Below are 21,785 nucleotides of genomic sequence, written 5' to 3'. Positions count from 1 at the left end.
GCCCCCCAAACGTCTGTTCAGCTTTGGTGCCGGACCAGTTTTCCACCGGACAGCGAGCGAACGGAACGTGACGCTGACGACACCTAGATAAGCGGGTGATTTAGTCACACCCGGTCTCTAGGCTCGGTCACCATGCTGCTTCGGATGTCCACCCTGCTGCTCAAGACCCTGCGTGAGGAGCCGGCGGACGCGGAGGTGCCGAGCCATCGGCTCCTGGTGCGCGCCGGATTCATCCGCCGCGCCGCCCCGGGCGGCTACACCTGGCTGCCGCTCGGCAAGCTGGTGCTGGATCGGGTCACCGCGATCGTCCGGGCGGAGATGACCGCCGCCGGCGGGCAGGAGGTCGCCTTCCCGGCGCTGCTCCCGCGCGAGCCCTACGAGGTCACCGGCCGCTGGACGGACTACGGCGACGACATCTTCAAACTGCGCGATCGCCGCGACGCGGAGCACCTGCTGGGGCCCACCCACGAGGAGATGTTCACCCTGCTCGTGCAGGACCTGACCAGCTCCTATCGGGACTTCCCGCTGCTGCTCTTCCAGATCCAGACCAAGTTCCGCGACGAGGCCCGCCCGCGCGGCGGCCTGCTCCGCGGCCGCGAGTTCCTGATGAAGGACGCTTACTCCTTCGATCTGGACGACGAGGGACTGCGTCTTTCGTACGCGGTGATGCGCGCCACCTACCAACGCGTCTTCGAGCGCCTCGGCCTGCGGCACACCATCGTCTCGGCGGTCGCCGGCGCGATGGGCGGCTCCGCGTCCGAGGAGTTCCTGGCCTCGGCCGAGGTCGGCGAGGACACCTTCGTCGGCTGCACCGCCTGCGACTACGCCGCCAACACCGAGGCGGTGGTGACCCCGGTGCCGCCCGCCCGGGAGGTCACCGCGCCCCCGCTCGCCGTGCACGACACCCCGGACACCCCGACCATCGCCGCGCTGGTCGAGCTGGCCAACGAGCGCCGGCTGGGCGGCCGGACCGACTGGACCGCCGCCGACACCCTGAAGAACGTGGTGGTCACCGTGCACCATCCGGGCCGCGAGGACGAGGTCGTGGCGATCGGTGTGCCCGGCGACCGCGGGGTCGACCTGAAACGGCTGAACGCCGTGCTCGCCCCGGCCACCGCCACCCTCTTCGACGACTTCGCCTCCCGCCCCGACCTGGTCAGGGGCTATCTCGGCCCGCAGGGCAGCAAGGTGCGTTACCTGGCCGACCCGCGCGTCGCACCCGGCACCGCCTGGCTGACCGGCGCCAACCAGGCCGGCAAGCACGCCACCGACGTGGTGGCCGGCCGCGACTTCACTCCGGACGGCACCATCGAGGCGGCCGAGGTCCGGGCCGGTGATCCCTGCCCGGCCTGCGCCGGCGGCACGCTCACCATGCGGCGGGGCATCGAGATCGGGCACATCTTCCAGCTCGGCCGGCGCTACACCGACGCGTTCGGGCTGGACGTGCTGGGCGCCGACGGCAAGCCGGTCCGGCCGACGATGGGGTGTTACGGCATCGGCGTGTCCCGGGCGGTCGCCGCGATCGCCGAGCAGCACCACGACGAGCAGGGGCTGTGCTGGCCGGCCGCTGTCGCGCCGGCCGACGTGCACATCGTCGCGGCCGGCCGGGACGGCCAGGTGGAGGCCGCCCTCGCGCTGGGCGACGAGCTGTCCCGGGCCGGGATCCGGGTGCTGGTCGACGACCGGCCGAACGTGTCGGCCGGGGTGAAGTTCACCGACGCCGAGCTGATCGGGATCCCGCGGTCGGTGGTGGTCGGCCGCCGCCTCGCCGAGGGTTACGCGGAATTGCGCGACCGCGGCACCGGTGAGCGAAATGACGTGGCCCTTGTGGACGTCGCCCGGGTAATCGCGGGAACACTGGGATAGCGACCGATCGACGGCGGGAGGGGACGGCATGGCCAGACTGGTGGCGGATGCGATGACTCGGCGGGTGGTCTACCTGCCCGAGGACACGCCCCTCGACGAGGCCGCGCAGGCGATGCGGGACCAGGGCATCGGCGACGTGGTGGTGACACACGGCCCGACCATGGCCGGCATCGTCACCGACCGGGACATCGTGGTGCGGGCGATCGCCGAGGGCCTTCCGCCGGCCGGCACCACGCTGGGTGCGATCGCCACCCGCGAGCTGATCATGATCGAGCAGAGCGCCACGGTGGACGAGGCGGTGCAGGCCATGCGGTCCCGCTCGGTCCGCCGGCTGCTGGTCTGCGACGCCGACCGCAAGGTGGTCGGCTTGATCAGTCTGAGTGACGTCGCTCTCGTCACCACCTCGGCCGCCGCCTGACGCGATCGGGCAGCGCGTCGCCGACCGCGAGGTGGTCGGCTTGATCAGTCCCAGTGACGTCGCTCTCGTCACCACCTCGGCCGCCGCCTGACGCGATCGGGCAGCGCGTCGCCGGCTGCGCGACCGGGCTAAGTTGGTCTTCGTGACCGACATGCCGCCGAAGCTGGCCGAGATCGTCGAGGAGTTCGCCTCAGCGCCCCGCGAGGTGGTGCTGGAGATGTTGCTGGAGTTCTCCGACGCGGTGCCGTCGCTGCCCGCCGACTTGGCCGGGCACGACGGCATGGAGCAGGTGCCGGAGTGCCAGACAGCGTTCTTCCTCAAGGCCGAGGTGCGGCCGGACGCCACGGTGACCACGTGGTTCGACTGCCCGCCGGAGGCGCCCACCACCCGGGCGTTCGCGGGCATCCTCGCCGAGGGGCTGGCCGGGGCGTCCACGACCGAGATCCTCGCCGTGCCGGATGACCTCTACGCGCGGATGGGGCTGGCCCAGGCGATCAGTCCGCTGCGTGTCCGCGGCGGCACGGCGATCCTGGCCCGTCTCAAACGCCAGATCGCCGACCAGCTGAACTGAGGCCCCGTCGGTCGAACCGCCCCCAGAACGGAGAAGTGTGGATATCCAAGTCTGGTCCGATGTCATCTGCCCGTGGTGCTACATCGGCAAGCGTCGCCTCGAGAACGCGCTGGCCGAGTTCGGCGGGGATGTCACCGTCACCTACCGGGCGTACCAGCTGGACGCCTCGCCGGTGCCCCAGCCACTGCCGATCAAGCAGGTGATGGCGGACAAGTTCGGCGGCGCGGAGCGAGCCGAGCAGATGTTCGCGCACGTCGCCGGGATCGGCGCGAGCGAGGGGCTGGCGCTCGACTTCGACCGGGCGATCGCGGCCAACACGCTCGCGGCGCACCGGCTCATCGCCTGGGCGGCCGGGCAGGACCGGCAGGCCGACATGCTCGACGCGTTGCAGCGGGCCCACTTCACCGACGGCGTGGACATCGGCTCCCTGCCGGCGCTCGCCCAGGTGGCCGGTTCGATCGGCCTGGACGCCGCGGCCGCGCTCGCCTACCTGGAGTCGGACGCCGGGACCAGTGCCGTCCAGGTCGACCTGACCGAGGCGCGGGAGCTGGACATCACCAGCGTCCCCACCTTCGTCATCGACGGCAAGTACGCCATCCAGGGTGCCCAGGAGCCGTCCGCGCTGCTCGCCGCCTTCGAGGAGATCGCCCGCCGGGAAGCCGTCGACGCCGGTCTATGACGTTTCACGTGGAACGGGATTGACGCCGGTCCACGTCGACGTCAGCCGATCTCCCTGGCCAGCCCCTCGATGACCTGGGCGCCCGGCAGGGCGCCCAGGGCCGGACCGGCTACCGCGATCTTGCTGTGCCGGACGCCGGAACCCACGATCACGTGCGGGGCGGCGACCACCCGGGAATCGACCAGGATCGGCCAGTCGGCGGGCAGGCCGATCGGGGTGATCCCGCCGTACTCCATCCCGGTCAGCGAGACCGCCTCGTCCATCGGCGCGAAGCTGCACTTGCGAACGTCGAGATGCCGCCGGACCACGCCGTTCACATCGGCGCGGGTGGTGGCCAGGACGATGCATGCCGCATACCTCGTCACCTCGCCACGACGGCCGGCCACGATCACGCAGTTCGCCGACTCGGCCGGCGTCACGCCGTAGGCGGCGCAGAAGGCCGCCGTGTCCGCCAGGCTCGCGTCGATCGGCGCCACCAGCACCTGATCGACGTCGACCGGCGCCTCCTCCGGCCAGACCGCGAGGGCCTTGGCCACCGGCGGGGCGAGCAGGTCGGGGCGGGACTGGGCGGGTTCGGTCTGCAGGCTTCCCATCACGCCCGCCATCATGGCCCCAAACCAGCCCGCGCAGCCACCGGACATGTCCCTCCACCCCGGCAACCATCAGCCAGCGGCCCGGTCGCGCGGATGCCCATCACCGGACATACCCCTCCACCGCGGCACCCGGCTCTTGGCACCTGTTGTCCGGCACCCCCGGCAATCAGTCCGCCCGGATACGCCTCGTCCGTCACTTCAGCCCGGTCCCGCGCGTACGCCAATCTCTTGAATGTGATCCTCATACGGGTCGCGGCGCTCAGATTCTGCCGGATCATGCCGAGTGTTTGAGGATGTGGAGGACGGGTTCGTTCAGGAGCGCCGCGAGCCCCGCGTGGGGACGGTCAGCGGGCTCGCGCTGATGACCGGGGCCACCGCGATGGCGGCGGTGGGCGGCGGCCATCACTCGGTCTTCGCCACCATCCTGCTCGCTCTGCTGGCTCTCGGCATGGCGCACGCCTTCACCGTGGAGATCCAGCGGCAGGCCCACCGTCGCACCGGCCGCTGGGGCCGGCACGACGTGGTAAACACCGTGCTGCTGGCCGGCTGGGCACTCGGCGCCCTGGCGGTCGCGATGCTGCCCTACCCGCCCGCGCCGATGCGGGTCCTGGGGCTGCTGCTGACCTTCAGTTACGCCGCCGCCTGCGCCTATTTCGTCGCGGAGCGCCGCCGCGCTGTCGCCGAGCCGGCCACGCCCGTCGAGGCGCCGGTATCGGAGTCGTCCCCAGTCTGACCCCGGACCCTGCCCGGAGTCCTTGCCCGTCTGGCACCGGACCCTGAGCCAAGTTCTTCCCCGCCTGGCACTGGACTTCAAGCCGAGTTCTTCCCCGCCCGAAGCCGGACCCGGAGCCAAGTTCTTGCCCGCCTGGCACCGGACCCTCAGCGGAGCCGGACTGACGCCGGGCCCTAATCCGAGGCCGACGCCATCGTCGGCAGCACCACCATCAGCGGCGGCACCGGCACCCCGCTGGTCTCGATCGGCAGCTCCGGCACCGGCAGCCAATCCAGCCCGAGCGGCTCGGGTCCGCTGCCGTCGTCCTGCCCCACCCGCGGCTCGCCGTCGGCCACCGTGACCGCGAAGACCGACGTCATGCCGGACGGATAGGGCATCTCCAACACATATCGCAGGTCGCTGACCACCAGGCCGGTCTCCTCGAAGACCTCGCGCCGCACCGCGTCCTCGGCCGTCTCGCCGGGCTGCAGGCCACCACCGGGCAGGGTCCACCACTCGCCGCCACCCGATCGCCGGCTGCGCTCGTGCACCATCAGCACGCGGCCGTCCCGCACGATCACGGCGGCTGCCCGTCTTCGTTCGCTCACGAGTCGCAGGCTAACCGCCGGGAACCAGCCGCGCAGGGCCGGTTCCCTCCTCTGTGGATATCCGACAGCGCACAGACCGGGCAAATGCACAGGTATGGCGGCGATGGTGCGGCACGTCACTAGATCGGTGAACCACCGCGTCGCCGGAAAACCCACCGGAGACGCAAAGAAGCCCTCACCCGAGGGGTGAGAGCTTCTCCTCCGTGGAGCCCAGGGGACTTGAACCCCTAACCCCCGCCTTGCAAAGGCGGTGCTCTGCCAGTTGAGCTAGGGCCCCGGTTCGCGCCTCAGCGCAGATCAGGAGCGGTGGTCGCCTCGTGCCACAGCGCTCGCTCGTCACTGGAGGCCTTGACCTTCTTGACCACCAGCGCGGCGGCACCAACGACTGCCGCAACAATCAACAGCTTCTTCAGCATCGACTACCCCCAAGTCCGGGACCGCAGACGCACCCACCGTACCGTCAGAGCGGTAGTAGCGAGAGACCCGGTCACCGCAACCACCGTAACGCGGGGTTCCGGGGGCCGGCCCCGGAGCAGACAAGACGGGCGACCCAGGTCCGCGCTTTCTGCGGACAGGAGCCGCCCTGTCGTCTGTGGGGCTAGATGGAATCGAACCATCGACCTCAGAGTTATCAGCTCTGCGCTCTAACCGACTGAGCTATAGCCCCTCACCTGCGGACAGAACATTACCGCACCGGGTTGCGAGCCACCAAAGCGGGGGGTGGCCCGCAACCCGATCACATCGTCAGTCCCGCTCCGCCAGCGTCAGCTCGATGCCACCGACGAGGTCGGCGCACACGTTGTAGATGAACGCCCCGAGCGTCGCGAGCGCGGTGAACAGCACCACGTTGACCGCGCCGATCAGCATCGAGGTGCCGATCACGCCCCAGGCGGTGATGTGGAAGGTGTTCGCGGTGGCGGCCTCGGAGCCACCACTCGCGTTCACCAGGTCCTGGAGGCTGGTGTTGATCGAGGTCCACACGCCCATCGTGTCCAGTGCCAGGTAGAGCACCGAGGTCGCGACGACCACCACGATGAAGAGCACGATCGAGACCGCGAACGAGAACTTCATCACGGACCACGGGTCGATCCGCTTGAGGTTCAGCCGGGCCCGGCGCGGGCCACGCGCCGCGGCCGAGGAGACCGTGGAGCGGGCCGAGCGGACCGCTTCGGAGACCCGGGCGGCCCCCACCGCCGACGATCCACCCGAGCCGGACGGGGCCGCGGCCGACCCGCTGGCCGGCGCGGTGCGCTGTTTCGCAGCGCCGGGCGGGGTCACCGTCGGGGCGCTGCCCGCCGGCCGCGTGACGCCGCCGGTGGTGCTCCCCGGGGTCGCCGCGGGTCGCGCCGAGGCGGACCCGGGCGCGGCGCCCTTGCCTTTCGTCACGATCGGCACCGCCGCCGAGGCCTTGGCCACGGCGGGACCGCCGGGCCGCTTGGCCTCGGCGTCCGATCCGGCAGCGGATGGCTCACCGGGCGGCGGGGCCATGCCCGGCGCCCTGGTGAATTTCGGCGGGGACGGGGCATCGGCGGGGACAGCGGCGCGCCCAGCGGTCTCGCGTCCGTTCGATGCGGCACCGTCCTTCTTCGCCGCATCGTCCGGAGTCGCTGAGGTTCCCTGGCCCCCCGACTTCGCCTGTGTCTCCGGCATCAACTAGTCCTGTTCGTCAGGCTCGTCGGCATTGCGAGCAAGCGCCACGATGGTTACACCTTCAGGGAGGTCCATCAGCTTGACCCCCATTGTGTTCCGATCCCGTGTGCGCCGTACAGGCTTCACGGGAGTCCGGATGACACCACCATTGCTGGTGATGGCAAACAGTTCATCCTCCGGGCTGATCACCAGAGCGCCGACAAGTCCACCACGACGTTCGGTGATCTTCGCGGTGAGCACCCCCTTGCCGCCGCGCCCCTGTACCGGATACTCCTCGATCGGCGTGCGTTTGGCATACCCACCGTTGGTGGCAACCAACACATCGAGGCCCTCACGCACGACCTCCATGGCGAGGAGCTCGTCGTTGTCGCCGAAGCGCATGCCGATCACACCGGACGTGGCCCGGCCCATCGGCCGCAGCGCCTCGTCGGTCGCGTTGAAGCGGATCGCCTGGGCGTGCTTGGACACGAGAAGGAGGTCCTCCTCGGGTGCCACCAGCGCCGCGCCCACCAATTCGTCATCCTCCCGCAGGTTGATGGCGATGATGCCACCGCTGCGGTTGGAGTCAAATTCGTCGAGGCGGGTCTTCTTCACGAGACCATTCTTAGTGGCGAGCACAAGGTAGGGCGCCACCTGGTAATTCGGGATCTGGATGACCTGGGCGATGTGCTCGTCCGGCTGGAAGGCCAGCAGGTTGGCGACGTGCTGGCCCTTGGCCGTCCGGTTCGCCTCGGGGAGCTCGTACGCCTTCGCCCGGTACACCCGGCCCTTGTTCGTGAAGAACAGCATCCAGTCGTGCGTGGAGATCACGTAGAAGTGCGAGACGATGTCGTCCTGACGCAGGGTCGCGCCGCTCACGCCCTTGCCACCGCGCTTCTGAGATCGATACATGTCGACCTTGGTGCGCTTGGCGTAACCCGTACGTGTGATGGTCACCACAACGTCCTCGCGCGCGATGAGATCCTCCATGGAGACCTCGCCGTCGAACGGGATGATTTGGGTACGCCGGTCATCCCCGAACTTCTGCACGATCTCCCCGAGCTCGTCGGAGATGATCGCCCGCTGCCGTTCCGGTTTCGCCAGGATGTCCTTGAAGTCGGCGATCTCGATCTCGATTTTCGCCAGCTCGTCGATGATCCGCTGGCGCTCCAGGGCGGCCAGGCGGCGCAGCTGCATGTCGAGGATCGCGGTGGCCTGGATCTCGTCGACGTCGAGCAGCGTCATCAGGCCCTGGCGCGAGTCCTCCACCGTGGGCGAGCGCCGGATCAGGGCGATGACCTCGTCGAGCATGTCCAGCGCCTTGGCCAGACCGCGCAGGATGTGCGCCCGCTCCTCGGCCTTGCGCAGCCGGAACGCGGTCCGCCGTCGGATGACCTCGATCTGGTGCTCGACGTAGTAGCGGATGAACTGGGCCAGGTTGAGCGTGCGCGGCACGCCGTCCACCAGCGCCAGCATGTTGGCGCCGAAGGTCTCCTGCAGCTGGGTGTGCTTGTAGAGGTTGTTCAGCACCACCTTGGCAACCGCGTCGCGCTTGAGCACCAGGATGAGCCGCATGCCGGTCCGGCCGGAGGACTCGTCGCGGATGTCCGCGATGCCGGTGAGCTTGCCCTCCTTGACTAGCTCGGCGACCCGCTCGGCCAGGTTGTCCGGGTTCACCTGGTACGGCAGCTCGGTCACCACGAGGCACGGCCGGCCCCGCTGGTCCTCCTCCACCTCGACCACCGCGCGCATCCGGATCGAGCCACGACCGGTCCGGTACGCGTCCTGAATGGCCTGCTGCCCGACGATCAGGCCGTAGGTCGGGAAGTCGGGACCCTTGACGATCTCGATGAGCGCGTCGAGCGTCGTGGCCTCGTCCGCGTCGATGTTGTCCAGGCACCACTGGACGGCGGCCGCGATCTCCCGCAGGTTGTGCGGCGGGATCTTGGTGGCCATCCCGACCGCGATGCCCTCGGAGCCGTTGACCAGCAGGTTCGGGAAGCGCGCCGGCAGGATCGTCGGCTCTTTGGTACGCCCGTCGTAGTTGTCCTGCATGTCGACGGTGTCCTCGTCGATGTCCCGCAACATCTCCATCGCCAGCGGGGACAGTTTCGACTCGGTGTAGCGCATGGCGGCCGGCGGGTCGTTGCCCGGCGAGCCGAAGTTGCCGTTGCCGTCGATCAGCGGGTACCGCAGCGACCACGGCTGACCCATCCGGACCAGGGCGTCGTAGATCGACGAGTCGCCGTGCGGGTGGTAGTTGCCCATCACGTCGCCGACCACGCGCGCGCACTTCACGTAGCCGCGGTCGGGCCGGAAGCCGGAGTCGTACATCGCGTACAGGATCTTGCGGTGCACCGGCTTCAGGCCGTCGCGCACGTCGGGCAGCGCGCGGCCGACGATCACGCTCATCGCGTAGTCGAGGTACGAGCGCTGCATCTCGACCTCGAGGCCCACCGGCTCGACGCGCTGGGTCACACCGCCGCCGGATTCCTCCTGGGCCGCGTCGTCGCCGGGGGATTCGGGAATGTCAGTCACTGTTAACCCTTACTCAAGGTGAAGCCAGACAAATTCGGCCAAAGACCCGCGAATTGCTGTGGATAACACTGTGGAAAGGTGCCCCGCGCTGTGGACACGTGACCAGGTCGGGTGACCCGGGCACGTGTCCACAGGCATCAGATGTCGAGGAACCTGACGTCCTTCGCGTTGCGCTGGATGAACGACCGCCGCGCTTCGACGTCCTCACCCATCAGCACGCTGAACAGCTCGTCGGCCACCGCGGCGTCGTCCAGGGTGACCTGGCGCAGGGTGCGCGTCTCGGGGTCCATCGTGGTGTCCCACAGCTCGTGAAAGTTCATCTCGCCGAGACCCTTGAACCGCTGGATGTCGTCCGGCTTGGCGTTCGGCTTCTTCTGCTGACGCAGCGCGATCAGCCCGTCCCGCTCCCGGTCGGAGTAGGCGTACTGCGCGTCGTCACCCCGCTTGTTCCACTTGATCTTGTAGAGCGGCGGGGCGGCCAGGTAGACGTGACCCTGCTCGACCAGCGGCCGCATGAAGCGGAACAGCAGGGTGAGCAGCAGCGTCTGGATGTGCTGGCCGTCGACGTCGGCGTCGGCCATCAGGATGATCTTGTGGTACCGCAGCTTGCCGATGTCGAACTCGTCGTGGATGCCGGTGCCCATCGCGGTGATCAGCGACTGGACCTCGTTGTTCTTCAGCACCCGGTCGATCCGGGCTTTCTCCACGTTCAGGATCTTGCCGCGGATCGGCAGGATGGCCTGGTACTTGCTGGACCGGCCCTGCTTGGCCGAGCCGCCGGCCGAGTCGCCCTCGACGATGAACAGCTCGGTCTCGCGCGGGTCGGTGGACTGGCAGTCGGCCAGCTTGCCCGGCATCGAGCCGGACTCCAGCAGCGACTTGCGCCGGGCCAGCTTGCGGGCCTGCTGCGCGGCGATCCGGGCGCGGGCCGCCTGGTCGGCCTTGGTGATGATCAGCTTGGCGTCCGCCGGGTTGCGGTCGAACCAGTCGGCGAGCTGCTCGTTGGCGACCCGCTGCACGAAGCTCTTCATGTCGGTGTTGCCGAGCTTGGTCTTGGTCTGGCCCTCGAACTGCGGCTCGCGCAGGGTCACCGAGATGATCGCGGCGAGACCCTCCCGAATGTCCTCACCGGACAGCTTCTGGTCGCCCTTGAGGAACTTCTTCTCGATGCCGTACTTGTTGACGATCGTGGTCAACGCGGAGCGGAAGCCCTCCTCGTGGGTGCCGCCCTCGTGGGTGTTGATCCGGTTCGCGAAGGTGTAGACCGACTCGCCGTAGGACTCGTTCCACTGCATGGCGATCTCGACGCCCATGCCGGCCTCGTTGTCCTCGCTGCCGAACTCGATCACCGTCTTGTGGATCGCGCTCTTGGTGGCGTTGAGGTGCCTGACGAAGTCTGAGATGCCGCCCGCGTACATGAAGGTGACCTTGCGGGGCTCACCGTTCTCATCGAGGTACTCGGTGCGCTCGTCGGTGAAGTTGATGGTGAGGGCGCGGTTCAGGAAGGCCATCTCCTGGAGCCGGCGGTAGATCGTCTGGAAGTCGAACTCCACCGTCTCGAAGATGTTCGGGTCCGGCCAGAACTGCACGGTCGAGCCGGTGTGGTCGGTGGCCTCGCCCTTGACCAGCTCGCTGGGGACGGACGCGGTGTACTTCTGCCGCCAGACGAAGCCGGACTTGTGGATCTCCACGGCCATCTTGGTGGAGAGCGCGTTCACCACCGAGACGCCGACACCGTGCAGACCGCCGGAGACCTTGTAGGCCTGGTTGTCGAACTTGCCACCCGCGTGCAGCACGGTCAGCGCCACCTCGACGCCCGGCTTCTTCAGCTTGGGGTGCAGGTCGACCGGGAAACCCCGGCCGTTGTCGGTGACCGAGACGCCGCCGTCGGCCAGCAGAACCACGTCGATGGTGTCGCAGTACCCGGCGAGCGCCTCGTCGACGGCGTTGTCCACGACCTCCCAGATCAGGTGGTGCAAACCCCGTTCGCCGGTGGAACCGATGTACATACCGGGACGCTTGCGAACCGCCTCAAGGCCTTCGAGCACGGTGATCGACTCGGCACCATACTGCTGATTGTTCTCTGCCACCCTCGGCCGCTTTCTCGCACCGGGCCCCAAGAGGCCCCGCACGGGGTTGGCGGGCGACCAGCGGCTATCGGCGCGCACGAGGCACCGGAGATGACACCGCGGGAGAAGCGGACCACCGGTGGAACCGTGCACGCCGGTCGCCGCGGACGGCCCGCGGATCGTGATCGGCTGGAAAAACCGCGTAGCGTGACGAAGGTGGCTGCGCGTAGCTGCCCCGGCACCGTCAAGCACAGTTTTCCCGGTCGCCGTCGATTCTACTCCGCCGAAGCGAGTTGGCGAGGGTCCGGCACCCCTTCCGGGTGCCTGAGAGTGCCGTAGCGCGATTGAGCCCGCCTCCCACGTCTCCCCCTACACGGAAGTGCCCGTTCGCACAATGGCAACGCTGCGGGCCGGGCGCGCCTGCCGGACCGGGCCCGCCCGCACTGCCACACTGCCTGTCAGCGGCGGGCGGCGGTGTCGTAACCTCGCCCGCGCGGGCCGTGCACGGCCGAACAGATCGCTTGGTCAGGTCGAGGAAGGGTTGCCCGATGGCGCACGACAAGGGCCTGGACAACGTCGCGGTGCACTGGCCGCGGACGGGCCAGTACTACGACCCGGTGGCCCCCGCCGAGTTCGTCGACTTCGGCGCGATCGCCGACGCCCCGGAGATCGCCGCGCCCACCGGCGCGCTCGCGCTGCACATCGCCAAGACCGGCACGGTGCGCGCCACCGCCTACACCGAGCTGGTCGACCTGCTGCTCGGTTTGGAAGGCGTGCTCTACGCGACCGACGCGGCCGCCGAGGACGAGGACCCGGTGATCGACCCGGACGGCTGCGCCTGGATCGCCGGCGGCCTGGAGCGCTTCGTCGAGGGCCACGAGCACTTCGGTGACCTGGTCACCTTCGACACCGTCGCCGCGGTGATGCGCAACGCGATCTCCGGCGGGCGGCTTCCGGAGCAGCAGCTGCGCTGGCTCGACCATCGCCTGGCCGCCCTGCGCGACGAGGCGGGCAACGCGCCGCACTGGAGCTTCGCCCGCACCGAGCTGGCGATCCTGGCGGGTTTCTACCGCCGCTGCGCGGAGCGCGGCTTCGCGGTCTTCGCCGACTACTGAGCCGACGAGCCGATCAACTGAGCCGATCAACTTCAAAATCATCATTTACGCGCGTCCGCTGGGGTGCGGACCGCACGCTCCCGCGCGGGCCGGGCACGGCGATCTGGCCGCTGGCGCGTCCAAAACAATCGCCGCACCCTTCACGGTCCGCGGCTGGTCACCGAAAACCCGTCCCCGCACCGCCGCTCCTCAACGGTCACGCCGGTGCGCGCCGCCGTCACGCCGCGCATTCCTCGCACCGCGACCGTCACGCCGGGTCCATCCCCGCGGTTGAACCGCACCTACCGGCCTTGACGGTCACGCCGGACACTCGGCGCGGGAGGGTGCCCCGCGGCTCTCGGCCGGCATGCAGGATGGGGGAGCTGACTCACCGGCCGGGGCAATTGGCCGTTACACCGGGCCGACGGCTCGGCGGCGGGGTTCCGCGCGCAGCTCCGGCTGGCGGGACAACCACCAGAACTCGCCGGCGATCACCAGCAGGAGCACTCCGGCACCGGCGGCGAGGAACAGGGGCCATCGCATCGCGCTGCGGGGCGACAGCTGGTCGCCGGTCCGGGACGCCGGCTTGTCGCCGCTGCGCAGCCCGGCGCTGACCGCCTGGTTGCCGCTGCAGAGGCTGGTCCGGCCGGCCGCGGCGAACACCTGATAGCGGCCGCCCTGGGCGAAGCGGACCCCGCAGGACGCCGGCTCGGTCTCGATGGTGCGCACCGACGTGACCGCACCCACCGAGCCCTTCAGCACCGACTCCACGGCGAACTCCACGCGCTCGCCATGCCCGATCGCCTGCACCGAACGCACCACGCCGACGAAGGCCTGGTCGGCGCGGTCCAGCCCACCTGGCGCCTTGCAGGAGCAGGCCCACGCCGGGCTTGCTGCCACCGGCACCGCGCCCAGGACGAGGAGAAGCAGGACCAGCAGCCGTCGAATCCCCATATCCATAACGACGCAGCTGATTCCGATCTGGTTCCATACCAGCGAAAACTTCCTGCAAAAATCGTCTTTCCGCGGGAACACACCAACCGCAATGCCGACAAGTCGGGCCTGCGCCGGACCGCTCAGCCGTAGGTGTCGCGCGGGCCACGGCCCTGGACGCGGCGCGGGCCGCGGCTCCACGACGGCGCCGCTGGACCGTGGATGTTGAGCCGGGTGACGACGTTGTGTCCCACCTCGCCGGCGATCTGCTGGAGCAGCTTGCCGGTCAGCATCCGCAGCTGGGTGGCCCAGGCCGTCGACTCGGCCTCCACGGTCAGCACCCCGGCGTCCAGCCGCACCGGCCGGCTGTGTGCCGCGATGTCCGGTCCGACCACCTTCTCCCAGGAGCCGAAGACCGTGGCCTCGGCACGCGGCCGCTCCCAGCCCCGGGTCTTCATCAACCGCTGCAGAACCGCACCGAACAGCTGCGGATCCCGCGGGTCCGGCCCCGGCCCGGAATAACCACGCAACCGGCGTTCCCCGCCGCCCCCACCGCTGCGTCTGCGCGGCTGCCGGGCGGCCTCCCGCCGTCGCGCCAGAGCCGCGTCGAGCACCGCCCGGGCCAGCTCCGGCCCGGCCATCCCGGCCTCCGACGCGGCGGTCCCGGCCGCCGGCCGGCCCGTTCCCGCTTCCCATCCGGCGGTCCCGGCCTCCGGCCCGGGCTGCCCGATCCGCGACCCTGCGTTCCGCGCCACGGGCGCGGCGTTTCCCGCCTCCGGCCCGGGCTTCCCGGCCACCGGCCCGGTGTTCGCCGCCACCGGTCGGTTGTTCGCCGCCTCCGGGCCCGGCTTCCTGGCCCGCGGCGCGGCCCTGCCCGCGGCCTCCGGTCCGGCACCCGCGTTCGCCTCGCCCGCCATCACGCCCCCCGCTGACTCACCGCGTGTGCGGTCCCGGCGCTCTCGGCACCGACCCGCCACACACCTCGTGGCACCGCCTGTGGACAACCATGGTGCCCGCCACCGGCCGCCGACTCGCCGACCGTCTCCCAGCCTGGCCGGAATCGGTCACCCCGGCACTGACCCACCAGGCACGCCGACACTTCGCTCACCGGCTCGCTGAGAGCCGCTGAACCACCGCGTGATCGCCGCCCGAAGCCTACGCCCGCCGCGGGCGGCGGAGCGCTGCCCGCACAGGCCGACTTTCCTCCACAAATCGCCCACAGCGTTGTCCACAGGCTGTTCACCGCCGACTCAGGAGGCACGGGTCACCGCCCCGGTGGTCACGTCGAAGCGCGCGCCCCGCAGCGCGGCCGGCACGTCCTCGGGCACCGCGCACGTCACCAGCAGCTGGGCGGCGTCGGACACCAGCGCGGCCAGCCGATCGCGCCGCCCGGCGTCCAGCTCGGCGAAGACGTCGTCGAGCACCAGCACCGGCTCGATCCCGTCGGTGCGCAGCAGGTCGTACGCGGCCAGGCGCAGCGCCAGGGCGAACGACCAGGACTCACCGTGGCTCGCGTAGCCCTTGGCGGGCAGTTCGCCGAGCGACAGGAGCAGGTCGTCGCGGTGCGGGCCGACCAGCGTGGTGCCGCGCTCCACCTCGGCGGCCCGGCGCTCCTGCAGCTTGGCGACGATCGCCTCGGCCAGTGCCGCGCGATCGGTGGTCAGATCCTCGCCGAGCCGGGACGCGTAGGTGATCGAGGCCGCCGACTTGCCGGCCGCCACCGCGTCGTACGCCTTGGTCAGGTGCGGGCCGAGGGCCGCGGCAAGTTCCAGGCGGCCGGCGAGCAGCTCCGCCCCGTACTGGGCCAGGTGGTGATCCCAGACGGTCAGCGTGGACAGGTCCTGCCCCCGAGTTCCGCCCACCTTGCGGGTCAGGTAGGCCGTCCGCAGCAGGGCGTTGCGCTGTTTGACCACGCGGTCGTAGTCGGCGCGCACACCCGCGTACCGCGGCTGCCGGGCGACCAGCAGGTCGTCCAGGTAACGACGGCGCTCGGACGGGTCGCCGCGGACCAGTTCCAGATCCTCCGGGGCGAACAGCACCATCCGCAGCGCGCCCAGGACCTCGCGCGGGCGGCGCACCGGCGAACGGTTGAGCCGGGCCCGGTTCGCCCGGCCCGGCACGATCTCCAGCTCGACGAGCAGCTCGCGTCCATCGTGGACGATCGCACACCGGATCACCGCCGAGGTCGCGCCGAAGCGGACCAGCGGAGCGTCGGTGGCCACTCGGTGACTGTCCAGAGTGGCCACGTAGCCGAGTGCCTCGATGAGGTTCGTCTTGCCCATGCCGTTCTGCCCGACCAGCACGGACACGCCGGGATCGAGATCGACGGCCACCCGCTCGTAGGAACGGAAGTCGACGAGCTCGACCCGGCGTACGTGCATGGATCAGCGCTTGACGGCGTGGCCGCCGAACTGCTGGCGCAGCGCGGCGACAGCCTTCATCGCGGGCGAGTCGTCCTGCCGGGACTCGAACCGCGTGAAGATCGAGGCGGCCAGGACGTGTGCGGGAACGGCCAGCCGGACCGCCTCGTCGACGGTCCAGCGGCCCTCGCCGGTGTCCTCGACGTAACCCTTGAGGTTGGCCAGGGTGGGGTCCTCGTCGAGCGCGCGGTCGAGCAGGTCGAGCAGCCACGACTTGACGACGCTGCCCTCACGCCAGCTCTTGATGACCGCCGGCACGTCGTGCACCAGCTCGGAGGCCAGCAGGATCTCGTAGCCCTCGCCGTACGCCTGCATCATGCCGTACTCGATGCCGTTGTGGATCATCTTGGCGTAGTGGCCGGCGCCGTGCGTGCCGGCGTGCGCGAAGCCGAACTCGCCGGCCGGCTTGAGCGCCTCGAAGATCGGCTTGCAGTGCTCGACGATCTCGGCCTCGCCGCCCACCATCAGCGCGTACCCGTTGGTGATGCCCCAGACGCCGCCGGAGACGCCGACGTCCAGGTAGTGGATCCCCTTCGGCTTCAGCCGCTCGGCGCGCGGGCCGTCGTCGGTGAACTTGGAGTTTCCACCGTCGATGATGATGTCGCCCTCGGAGAGCAGCCCCGCGAGCTCGTTGATGGTGTCCTCGGTGATCTTGCCGGCGGGCACCATGGTCCAGACGACGCGCGGGGCGGCCAGCTTCTCGACCAGCTCAGCCAGGTTGGCGACGTCGGACTTGTCCGCGTTGTGGTCGAATCCAACGACTTCGTGCCCGGCGGCACGGAGTCGTTCCCGCATGTTGCCACCCATCCGGCCGAGACCGATCAGGCCGAGTTGCATGGTCTTCCCCCTAGAAGTGCGAATGTTCCTCGCTCAGTATCAGCGGGTTACCCGGATCGGCATGATCAGATAGCGGTATCCCGGGATGATTTCGCCACTTTCGCCCGCGGGGGAGATCACAGCGGGCTTGAACGCGTCGACGAACGAGAAGACCGCGGTCGGGGCGCCGAGGTTCTGCAGGCCGTCGATCAGGTACTGCGGGTTGAAGCCGATGGTCAGCGCCTCGCCGGTGAACTCGGCCTCCATCGCCTCGCTGGCGCGCGCCTCCTCGGTGGTACCGGCCTCGACCACCAGGCCGTCCTCGCTGAAGCTGAGCAGCACGGGGGTGGTGCGCTCGGCCACCAGCGCGACCCGTCGCACGACCTCGACCAGGGCGGAGACGGCGATCCGGGCCTCGGCGTTGTGCGAGGTCGGGAAGAGCGAGCGGACCGGCGGGTAGTTCGCGCCGTCGAGCAGGCGGCTGGTGGTGCGCCGGGTGCCGCCGGCGAAACCGATCATGCCCTCGCCGGCGTTGCCCTGCGCCAGGGCGAGCGTCACCGAGCCACCGAGCGGGCCGAGCGCTTTCGCCGTGTCGTTCAGGGTTTTTGCCGGGACCAGCGCGTTGAGGCTGATGTCCGGGTCGTCAGGGGTCCACTCGATCTCGCGCATGGCCAGCCGGTACCGGTCGGTGGCCAGCATCGCCATGGTCGAGCCGTTCAGCTCGAGCCGGACGCCGGTCATCATCGGCAGCGTCTCGTCCCGGCCGGCCGCGATGGCCACCTGGGAAACCGCTGAGGCGAACGTAGCGGCGTCGACGGTGCCCGCGCTGGATGGCATGTCCGGCAGGGTCGGATAGTCCTCCACGGGCATCGTGGGGAGGGTGAAACGCGCACTGCCGCAGACCAGCTCGAGGTGCGCACCGACCGCGGCGATGTCGACCGGCTTGCCGGGCAGCGCCTTGGTGATCTCGGCGAGCAGGCGGCCGGAGACCAGTGCGGCACCGTCCGCGTCCGCCTGGACCTCGACGGAGACCTGGCTGGAGACCTCGTAGTCGAAGCCGGAGACCTGCAGGCGGCCGTCGGTGACTCGCAGCAGGACACCGGCCAGCACCGGCACTGACGGCCGGCTGGGCAGGCTCTTGGCTGTCCAGGCCACGGCGTCGGCGAGCGCGTCTCGCTCCACCCGGAACTTCATGCTGTCCTCCGCGATGCTTCCTCTACGGGGTGTCGACCCCACTGAAACTCTATGGCGCTGACGCTGTTCACGTGTGCCCGCCCCCGCCCCGCCGGAGCGAACCGGTCCGCTCCATCGAAGCGAACCAGCATCCCCTCGTCGAGGCGAACCGGCACCCCCGGGCCGAAGCGAACGGGTGCCGGCCGGTCGAGTCGGCCGGCACCACTGCGTTCTCCGTCGAAGCGAACCGGCATCGTTTCGACAAGCCTTTCGTCGAGCCCTCGTCGTGCGAGGTGGCACAGCTCCGGTCAAGCGAGCCGCCTCATCGAAGCGAACCGGCCCCGGCGGCCGAAGGCGAACCGCATCGCCGGAACGAGTCGGATCCCGCCACCGGAGAGGGACCCCCACTGCCGGAACGAGGCAAGCCCGGGTCTCGGTGCGATCCGGCTCCAGGCGCGAAACGGATCGAGACCCTAGCTTCCCGGTATTCAGGCGTAGTCGGTAGACACAGCTTCGACAAGCCCGCGTCGGTCGGCGACGGGCGATCCGTCAGTCCCAGCGCCACTGCCGCAGCCTGGTTCGGCAGCGGGGTGCGGTGTCACGTCGGGGAGCTCGCTTCGAGGCGACAGGGTGGTCAGCCCTCCTGCTTCTGGTGCTGCTCTGTCCCGGACCTCAGCGAGCCCGGAAGCCGGGCATCCACACCTTCCACAACGCTGATGATTGTTTTTGAGTTCTATTAGAGAAATAACTAGTCGTCTTCATAGGTCCTGTGCATTCTGTGGAGAACCCGCGTTTGCCCTGGTGAGAGGGTTATCCACCGGTGATTCACATGTGGGTAACCGGGGTATAAACCCGGGTCTGCGTCCACAGCGAAGAAGTTCACGGCAGTTATCCACCGTTGTCCCCAGGCTATCCACCGGTAATCCACTGGGTTTGTCCCCCGACCTGTGGACAGGACGGGGACGTCGGCGTCTCGTTGTCCCCAGAACCTTCAACAGGTAATCCACACTGCTCCACAGGCAGTTGACTAACGAGTCACCCTCCCGGGTTTGTCCACATCGATATCCCCAGGAGTTCTCCACATCTGTGGTCAACGGGGAGCGAGTTGTCCACCGGCTGGGGAGAACCCCTGTGGACGCCTGTGGATTAGTGTGGAAAACGTTGGCACGAAACGGGTCCGTTCCGCCGTTGACAACTTCAGGTTTTGCGCCCTCAAAAGTTGACATAGAGATCTGACGATATCCCCAGGTTGGGTGTAATTCCGGGGATGAATCTGTGGAAAACCCGGGTGGAACCGGTGGATAACTGCTGTGTATTCCGCGTTTTCCCAGTTCAAGGTCGTTGTCACCTGCCTGTGGGTAACTCGAGCAGGCAGCACCTTTCGGGTCTGCGAAGCGATGCCGTGGGACCGCTGAGACCTGGTGCTTGGGAGGTGTGGACGGAGGCTCGAACGCCGGCCGGGTGAGCCCCGTGGACAACCGCCGAGCAGCGGCGTGCCATACCGATCGGAGGCCGGCCCTGCGGCAAGCGGCCGGCGCACATAGGGCTCGGCGGTGGGCGCTGCCGGAAGGTGAGGCGGGGCGGCGGGCGCCGCCGGAAGTTAGGGCGCGGCGTGGTGCTGCCGGAAGGTAGAACGGCGCTCAAGGCCGAAGGAGGCCGGCCGGGGCATCGCGGCTGGGCGCGGCACGGCGGGGGCGGAGTGTCGGGCGGGTGGGACCGGAGCGACAGCGAGTGGGGATTCCGCCCGGCGGCCGACGGCGGTCTCTGGCCCGCTGGGCCGGGGTGGCTCGGCGGGACGGGGCTGGTGCGGGTGGGGGCGGGCCAGAGCGTACGAAATCAGGTGTTTTGTTGCTTGATCCGGTTGGTCAGTTCGGCGATCTGGTTGTAGAGGGAGCGGCGCTCGGCCATGTGCTGCCGGATCTTGCGGTCGGCGTGCATGACGGTGGTGTGGTCGCGGCCGCCGAAGGCCTGTCCGATGCGGGGCAGCGAGAGGTCGGTCAGTTCGCGGCAGAGGTACATGGCGACCTGGCGCGCGTTGACCAGGACCCGGCTGCGGGAGTGGCCGCGCAGGTCCTCGAGGGAGACGCCGAAGTAGTCGGCGGTGGAGACCATGATCTGGTCGGCGGTGATCTCCGGGCCGGCGCCGTCCGGCATGAAGTCGCGCAGCACCTCCTCGGCGAGTGAGAGCTGCACCGGGGAGCGGGTCAGGCTGGCGAACGCGGTCACCCGGATGAGGGCGCCCTCCAACTCGCGGATCGAGTTGGAGACCCGGGACGCGATGAACTCCAGCACGTCGTCGGGGGCGTACATGCGCTCCTGGGCGGCCTTCTTCTGCAGGATCGCGATGCGCGTCTCCAGATCCGGCGGCTGGATGTCGGCGAGCAGGCCCCACTCGAAGCGGGTGCGCATCCGGTCCTCCAGCGTCGCGAGCTGGCGCGGCGAGCGGTCGGAGCTGATGACGATCTGCTTGTTCGCGTTGTGGAGCGTGTTGAACGTGTGGAAGAACTCCTCCTGCGTCCGCTCCCGGTTCTCCAGGAACTGGATGTCGTCGATCAGCAGGATGTCGACGTCGCGGTAGCGGCGCTGGAATGCCTGCGTCTTGTCGTCGCGCAGGCTGTTGATGAAGTCGTTGGTGAACTCCTCGGTGGAGACGTAGCGCACCGAGCGCGCGTGACCGAGGGTGGTGGCGTAGTGGCCGATGGCGTGCAGCAGGTGAGTTTTTCCCAGCCCGGAGCTGCCGTAGATGAACAGCGGGTTGTACGCCTTCGCCGGTGACTCGGCGACCGCGACCGACGCGGCGTGCGCGAAGCGGTTGGACGAGCCGATGACGAACGTCTCGAACATGTACTTCGGGTTGAGCCGGTTCCCGTCGTTGCCGCCCGGGCGTGGCGACGAGCCGGGACCGCGCAGGTCGACCGGCGGCCGGCCGGGACCGTTGTCACCGGCCCGGTTCGGCATCGGGTCGTCGCGGCGGTCGGCCGGGTGGCGCTGGTTGTCCCGCAGCTGTGCCGGGTCGACGGGCATCCGGAGCGGGGCGGCCTCGTTCTTCTCCGGTGCGGGCGCCGGAGAGGGCCGGTTGACCTGCGGCGCGGCCGGCGGCGGCATCATCGGCATCGGGTCGGCGAACAGCGCCTCCTGCCCGTCGTTGCGGGTGTAGGGCGCCGGCGCCGGGGACGAGTGCTGCGCCGATCCGGTCGGGTACGGCTCCGGGGCGTGCTCCTGCGGCCCGAAAGCAGGCTGCTGGTAGGCCGTCTCGGGCGGGTACGGCGGCAGCTCGGGCTGGTACGGCCGAGGGTCGGGGGTCCGCGGCGGATCCGCGTAGTGCATCGGCTGCGGCTCCGGGCGGGGCGCCGGTTCGGGCTCCACCGGGGTGCCGTACACCGTGCCGGGTATACCGGTGCCGTCCTCCGGTGGGCGGACCGTGACGGCCACCTGGATCGGCCGGTTCAGCCGCTTGGTGAGCGCCTCGGTGATCACCTGACGGAGGCGCAGTTCGATCACGTCCCGGGTGTACGCGTCCGGAACCGACAGCAGTGCGGTGTCCTCGACGATCGCCCGCAACCGGGTGAATCGGAGATAGGCACGCTGCTGCCGCGAAGCGATCTCCTCGGACAATTCGCTGAGCGTGTCCTGCCACAGCTTGCCCAGGTCGACCTGATCGGCCAC

At 69.5% G+C, this 21,785-nt stretch carries 18 protein-coding genes and 2 tRNA genes; 6 read left to right on the top strand and 14 right to left on the bottom strand.

Going from position 1 to position 21,785, the window contains the following annotated elements:
• The first annotated feature begins 132 nt into the window (after nt 1-132).
• From Actob_RS00100 to Actob_RS00085, 4 genes are all read left to right on the top strand, one after another.
• Complete coding sequence (locus Actob_RS00100; RefSeq protein WP_284917855.1) at nt 133-1,866, top strand: proline--tRNA ligase; 1,734 nt, start codon at nt 133-135, stop codon at nt 1,864-1,866.
• Between the two features lie 28 nt (nt 1,867-1,894).
• Entirely contained in the window at nt 1,895-2,284 is a 390-nt protein-coding gene (locus Actob_RS00095; protein ID WP_284917854.1) for a CBS domain-containing protein, read from the top strand.
• A gap of 142 nt (nt 2,285-2,426) precedes the next feature.
• A complete protein-coding gene (locus Actob_RS00090) occupies nt 2,427-2,855 on the top strand; it encodes a SufE family protein (RefSeq protein ID WP_284917853.1) in 429 nt (142 codons plus the stop codon).
• Nucleotides 2,856-2,892: 37 nt separating this feature from the next.
• Nucleotides 2,893-3,534 (top strand): DsbA family oxidoreductase, encoded by a 642-nt coding sequence (locus Actob_RS00085; protein WP_284917852.1) that lies wholly within the window; start codon nt 2,893-2,895, stop codon nt 3,532-3,534.
• A gap of 41 nt (nt 3,535-3,575) precedes the next feature.
• Here the strand turns inward: Actob_RS00085 and Actob_RS00080 are convergent, their stop codons facing one another.
• Nucleotides 3,576-4,127, bottom strand: coding sequence for a YbaK/EbsC family protein (locus tag Actob_RS00080; protein WP_284922540.1), 552 nt, complete (start codon nt 4,125-4,127; stop codon nt 3,576-3,578).
• 283 nt (nt 4,128-4,410) lie between these two features.
• Here Actob_RS00080 and Actob_RS00075 point away from each other — a divergent pair, with 283 nt between their 5' ends.
• Nucleotides 4,411-4,860: a hypothetical protein gene (locus Actob_RS00075; RefSeq protein ID WP_284917851.1), complete on the top strand. Its 450-nt coding sequence runs from the start codon at nt 4,411-4,413 to the stop codon at nt 4,858-4,860.
• A gap of 173 nt (nt 4,861-5,033) precedes the next feature.
• Here Actob_RS00075 and Actob_RS00070 read toward each other — a convergent pair whose 3' ends face one another.
• From Actob_RS00070 to gyrB, 7 genes are all read right to left on the bottom strand, one after another.
• A complete protein-coding gene (locus Actob_RS00070) occupies nt 5,034-5,447 on the bottom strand; it encodes an NUDIX domain-containing protein (protein WP_284917850.1) in 414 nt (137 codons plus the stop codon).
• Nucleotides 5,448-5,651: 204 nt separating this feature from the next.
• Nucleotides 5,652-5,724: transfer RNA gene (locus tag Actob_RS00065), tRNA-Ala, on the bottom strand.
• Nucleotides 5,725-5,734: 10 nt separating this feature from the next.
• Nucleotides 5,735-5,863 carry a DLW-39 family protein gene (locus Actob_RS00060; RefSeq protein ID WP_212847121.1) on the bottom strand — a complete coding sequence of 43 codons (129 nt, stop codon included), beginning with the start codon at nt 5,861-5,863 and terminating at the stop codon, nt 5,735-5,737.
• 177 nt (nt 5,864-6,040) lie between these two features.
• Nucleotides 6,041-6,114, bottom strand: a tRNA-Ile gene (locus Actob_RS00055).
• Nucleotides 6,115-6,191: 77 nt separating this feature from the next.
• A complete protein-coding gene (locus Actob_RS00050; RefSeq protein ID WP_284917849.1) occupies nt 6,192-7,097 on the bottom strand; it encodes a DUF3566 domain-containing protein in 906 nt (301 codons plus the stop codon).
• A gap of 3 nt (nt 7,098-7,100) precedes the next feature.
• Nucleotides 7,101-9,614, bottom strand: coding sequence for a DNA gyrase subunit A (gyrA, locus tag Actob_RS00045; protein WP_284917848.1), 2,514 nt, complete (start codon nt 9,612-9,614; stop codon nt 7,101-7,103).
• A 137-nt stretch (nt 9,615-9,751) separates the two neighbouring features.
• On the bottom strand, nt 9,752-11,704 hold the full coding sequence (gyrB, locus tag Actob_RS00040) for a DNA topoisomerase (ATP-hydrolyzing) subunit B (protein ID WP_284917847.1): 1,953 nt from the start codon (nt 11,702-11,704) through the stop codon (nt 9,752-9,754).
• A 527-nt stretch (nt 11,705-12,231) separates the two neighbouring features.
• On the opposite strand from gyrB, the gene Actob_RS00035 reads away from it, so the two are divergent.
• Complete coding sequence (locus tag Actob_RS00035) at nt 12,232-12,798, top strand: hypothetical protein (protein ID WP_284917846.1); 567 nt, start codon at nt 12,232-12,234, stop codon at nt 12,796-12,798.
• Between the two features lie 390 nt (nt 12,799-13,188).
• On the opposite strand, the gene Actob_RS00030 is transcribed toward Actob_RS00035, so the two are convergent.
• The 6 genes from Actob_RS00030 to dnaA all read right to left on the bottom strand — a co-directional run bounded on the left by Actob_RS00030 (nt 13,189) and on the right by dnaA (nt 21,785).
• Entirely contained in the window at nt 13,189-13,731 is a 543-nt protein-coding gene (locus Actob_RS00030; protein WP_284917845.1) for a hypothetical protein, read from the bottom strand.
• Between the two features lie 122 nt (nt 13,732-13,853).
• Entirely contained in the window at nt 13,854-14,351 is a 498-nt protein-coding gene (locus Actob_RS00025) for a DUF721 domain-containing protein (protein WP_284917844.1), read from the bottom strand.
• A gap of 609 nt (nt 14,352-14,960) precedes the next feature.
• Nucleotides 14,961-16,091: a DNA replication/repair protein RecF gene (gene recF, locus Actob_RS00020; RefSeq protein ID WP_284917843.1), complete on the bottom strand. Its 1,131-nt coding sequence runs from the start codon at nt 16,089-16,091 to the stop codon at nt 14,961-14,963.
• 3 nt (nt 16,092-16,094) lie between these two features.
• On the bottom strand, nt 16,095-16,967 hold the full coding sequence (gnd, locus tag Actob_RS00015; RefSeq protein ID WP_284917842.1) for a phosphogluconate dehydrogenase (NAD(+)-dependent, decarboxylating): 873 nt from the start codon (nt 16,965-16,967) through the stop codon (nt 16,095-16,097).
• Between the two features lie 39 nt (nt 16,968-17,006).
• The gene (gene dnaN / locus Actob_RS00010) at nt 17,007-18,140 is read right to left on the bottom strand and encodes a DNA polymerase III subunit beta (RefSeq protein WP_284917841.1); all 1,134 of its coding nucleotides are present in this window, start codon (nt 18,138-18,140) and stop codon (nt 17,007-17,009) included.
• A 1,815-nt stretch (nt 18,141-19,955) separates the two neighbouring features.
• The gene (gene dnaA / locus Actob_RS00005; protein ID WP_284917840.1) at nt 19,956-21,785 is read right to left on the bottom strand and encodes a chromosomal replication initiator protein DnaA; all 1,830 of its coding nucleotides are present in this window, start codon (nt 21,783-21,785) and stop codon (nt 19,956-19,958) included.

Origin of the sequence: Actinoplanes oblitus (assembly GCF_030252345.1) — a bacterium.
Taxonomy (GTDB): Bacteria; Actinomycetota; Actinomycetes; order Mycobacteriales; family Micromonosporaceae; genus Actinoplanes; species Actinoplanes oblitus.
Note: the sequence above shows the minus strand (reverse complement) of the source record. Positions and strands in the feature narration are given on the sequence as shown.

Coding starts and splice junctions, on each gene's coding strand:
- dnaN (WP_284917841.1), bottom strand. CDS start 18,140: ATGAAGTTCCGGGTGGAGCGAGACGCGCTCGCCGACGCCGTGGCCTGG.
- Actob_RS00035 (WP_284917846.1), top strand. CDS start 12,232: ATGGCGCACGACAAGGGCCTGGACAACGTCGCGGTGCACTGGCCGCGG.
- recF (WP_284917843.1), bottom strand. CDS start 16,091: ATGCACGTACGCCGGGTCGAGCTCGTCGACTTCCGTTCCTACGAGCGG.
- Actob_RS00060 (WP_212847121.1), bottom strand. CDS start 5,863: ATGCTGAAGAAGCTGTTGATTGTTGCGGCAGTCGTTGGTGCCGCCGCG.
- Actob_RS00025 (WP_284917844.1), bottom strand. CDS start 14,351: ATGGCCGGGCCGGAGCTGGCCCGGGCGGTGCTCGACGCGGCTCTGGCG.
- Actob_RS00050 (WP_284917849.1), bottom strand. CDS start 7,097: ATGCCGGAGACACAGGCGAAGTCGGGGGGCCAGGGAACCTCAGCGACT.
- Actob_RS00095 (WP_284917854.1), top strand. CDS start 1,895: ATGGCCAGACTGGTGGCGGATGCGATGACTCGGCGGGTGGTCTACCTG.
- Actob_RS00030 (WP_284917845.1), bottom strand. CDS start 13,731: ATGGGGATTCGACGGCTGCTGGTCCTGCTTCTCCTCGTCCTGGGCGCG.
- Actob_RS00080 (WP_284922540.1), bottom strand. CDS start 4,127: ATGGGAAGCCTGCAGACCGAACCCGCCCAGTCCCGCCCCGACCTGCTC.
- gnd (WP_284917842.1), bottom strand. CDS start 16,967: ATGCAACTCGGCCTGATCGGTCTCGGCCGGATGGGTGGCAACATGCGG.
- Actob_RS00100 (WP_284917855.1), top strand. CDS start 133: ATGCTGCTTCGGATGTCCACCCTGCTGCTCAAGACCCTGCGTGAGGAG.